Here is a 2,472-nt window from a genome sequence, read left to right as displayed (position 1 = left end):
AAGCGTTTTTAGATAACGAGCGCAAAATTGCCCAGTTAGAAGAAGATCTGAAAACCGCTCAAGGTGACTTGGGTGAAATGTTTGGTGTGGTCAAAGGTGAAGCGGGTGATTTCGCTGGTAAACTTGCTGCGTCAAACGTGAGTGCTCAGTTCCCTAATCGCGATAAATTTATTGCAGATCTTGGTGCACGTAAGCAATTACCTAAAATTGAAGAGTTAGAAAAGTTCTGGCAAGAACAGCTGTTTGAAATGGCTGAATCTGGCAAAGTGGTTAAGTTTGAAGGTTCTGTCACTGAAATCGACGGTTCTGTTAAGAAAACCACTATCCACCGTGTAGGTGCTTATAACTTAACGGCAGAAGGAAAGTATGTTGTATTTAACCCTGAGTTAAATTTAGTGCAACAGCTATCCGTTCAGCCAGAAGGTTATCAAGTTAGCTCAGTTAATAAGTGGGAACAAATCACTTCTGGTACAGCTCCATTCTATATCGACCCTGCTCGTGGTGTATTACTGAATATTTACACCAACAAAGCGAGTTTTGAAGATCGTTTAGAGTCTGGTGGCACTATCGGTTATATCATTCTAGTTTTGCTGGCTCTTGGTTTATTAATTGCAGTTGAACGCTTTGTTGTGTTGGCGGCTATTGGTGCCAAAGTGAAGCGTCAAGCGAAGAATATTGATAATCCAGGTAACAACGCATTAGGTCGTATTCTGAAAGTTTACCATGAGAACAAAGATGTCGATGTTGAGACATTAGAGTTGAAACTCGATGAAGCGATTTTAAAAGAAACCCCAGCCTTAGAAGCGCGTATTCCAATCCTGAAAGTGATTGCCGCTATCGGCCCGATGTTGGGTCTGTTAGGTACTGTAACCGGTATGATTGCAACCTTCCAAAGTATCCAATTGTTCGGTACTGGCGATCCAAAACTGATGGCGGGTGGTATCTCTATGGCACTGGTGACCACTGTACAAGGTCTGGTTGCTGCACTGCCACTGATGTTACTTCACGCATTATTAGTTGCGCGTAGTAAATCAATTACCCAAATTTTGGAAGAGCAAAGTGCGGGAATTATCGCAGCGCATGCTGAGAAGAGGGCAGACTAATGATGCTATACCTGATGGATATATGGGATTCCGTCAGGGGCTTCATGGCCGCTGGAGGAAACGTCCTTTGGTTGGTTGCGTTTGTATTGTTCGTGATGTGGGTGTTGATGATCGAGCGTTATTGGTACCTTAAATGGGTTTCACCAAAAAAACATCGAGCCATCATCGCCGCATGGGACGCGAGAGAGGAAACCACCTCTTGGTACGCACACCGTATCCGTGAAGCTTGGGTGTCCCAAGCGAGTCAAGAGTTGAACGATCGCATGCTGATGATAAAAACCTTAGTTGCCATATGCCCTATGATCGGGTTGTTAGGTACGGTAACGGGGATGATTTCAGTGTTCGATGTGATGGCAGTTCAGGGGACGAGTAATGCTCGTTTAATGGCAGCCGGTATTTCCATGGCAACGATGCCCACGATGGCGGGAATGGTTGCAGCATTGTCCGGGGTATTTATCAGTACTCGGCTTGATCAACAAATGAAAATCCGGTTAGAAAAGCTAAAAGACCGCATGCCGCACCACTAGAGAGATATTGAACATGGCACGTAAAAAGCATTCCAGTGTAGACGAGGAAGCGCAAATTGACATGACACCGATGCTAGACATCGTGTTCATTATGTTGATCTTCTTCATTGTAACAACGTCATTCGTGAAGCCATCGGGTTTGGATTACAACAAACCTAAGGCCTCGCAAGCGACCTCAAAACCGTCTTCTAACATCTTTATTGGTGTCAGTAAAACCGGCATTATTATGATGGAAAACCGTCAGGTTGATATCGAACGCGTCACGGCGAACGTTGAGCGTATGCTCGCTGAAGCGCCAGAAGCGGCCGTAATGATCCAAGCGGATAAAGACACACAACATGGTTTAGTGATTAAAGTATTAGACCAAGTTAAGGCCGCCGGTATAGATAAGATTTCGGTATCTGCGGGGAACGATTAATATGCTAAGAGCACTAGTATCGATCATTATTGGTGCTGCTGTGACTTTAGGATTGTTCTGGTTTATGGCTTTTCTTGTCGGGGGCGGCGCCCAGCGCGCCGAAACCTCAACTGAGACTCCAGTCATTGAAATCACCATGGACAGACAGGATTCAAAAGCACAGAGCAAACAAAGGGTCGTGCCTCAGCCACCGCCGCCGCCAGCTCAACCCGATAAACCCGTGACTTCGCCGCCGGTGGAGTCTAGCAATATTGATACGACCATGTCGTTCAGTATGGGCGGAGTAGAAGCCGGTGGTCACAGTGGGGGTGGCTTTAAATTGAGTGGCAATATGATGAGTCGCGATGGTGATGCAACACCGATCGTGCGTATTGAGCCTCAATATCCCATCGCTGCGGCCCGTGATGGCAAAGAAGGATGGGTG

General features: G+C 46.2%; 4 protein-coding genes. All 4 read left to right on the top strand.

Annotation, left to right across the window (positions count from 1 at the left end):
- On the top strand, positions 1 to 1,103 hold a 1,103-nt coding region (locus tag ACRCZA_RS15895), incomplete at its 5' end, for a MotA/TolQ/ExbB proton channel family protein (RefSeq protein ID WP_438675366.1).
- Entirely contained in the window at positions 1,103 to 1,630 is a 528-nt protein-coding gene (locus tag ACRCZA_RS15890) for a MotA/TolQ/ExbB proton channel family protein (RefSeq protein WP_438675365.1), read from the top strand. The genes ACRCZA_RS15895 and ACRCZA_RS15890, both read left to right, overlap by 1 nt.
- Before the next feature lie 13 nt (positions 1,631 to 1,643).
- Complete coding sequence (locus ACRCZA_RS15885; RefSeq protein WP_438675364.1) at positions 1,644 to 2,048, top strand: ExbD/TolR family protein; 405 nt, start codon at positions 1,644 to 1,646, stop codon at positions 2,046 to 2,048.
- Position 2,049: 1 nt separating this feature from the next.
- Positions 2,050 to 2,472: energy transducer TonB (locus ACRCZA_RS15880; RefSeq protein ID WP_438675363.1), on the top strand; the 423-nt coding region annotated here is incomplete at its 3' end.

Source organism: Shewanella sp., assembly GCF_051658185.1.
In the GTDB taxonomy this organism is placed as follows: domain Bacteria; phylum Pseudomonadota; class Gammaproteobacteria; order Enterobacterales; family Shewanellaceae; genus Shewanella.
This window is presented reverse-complemented; position numbering and strand designations above follow the sequence as displayed.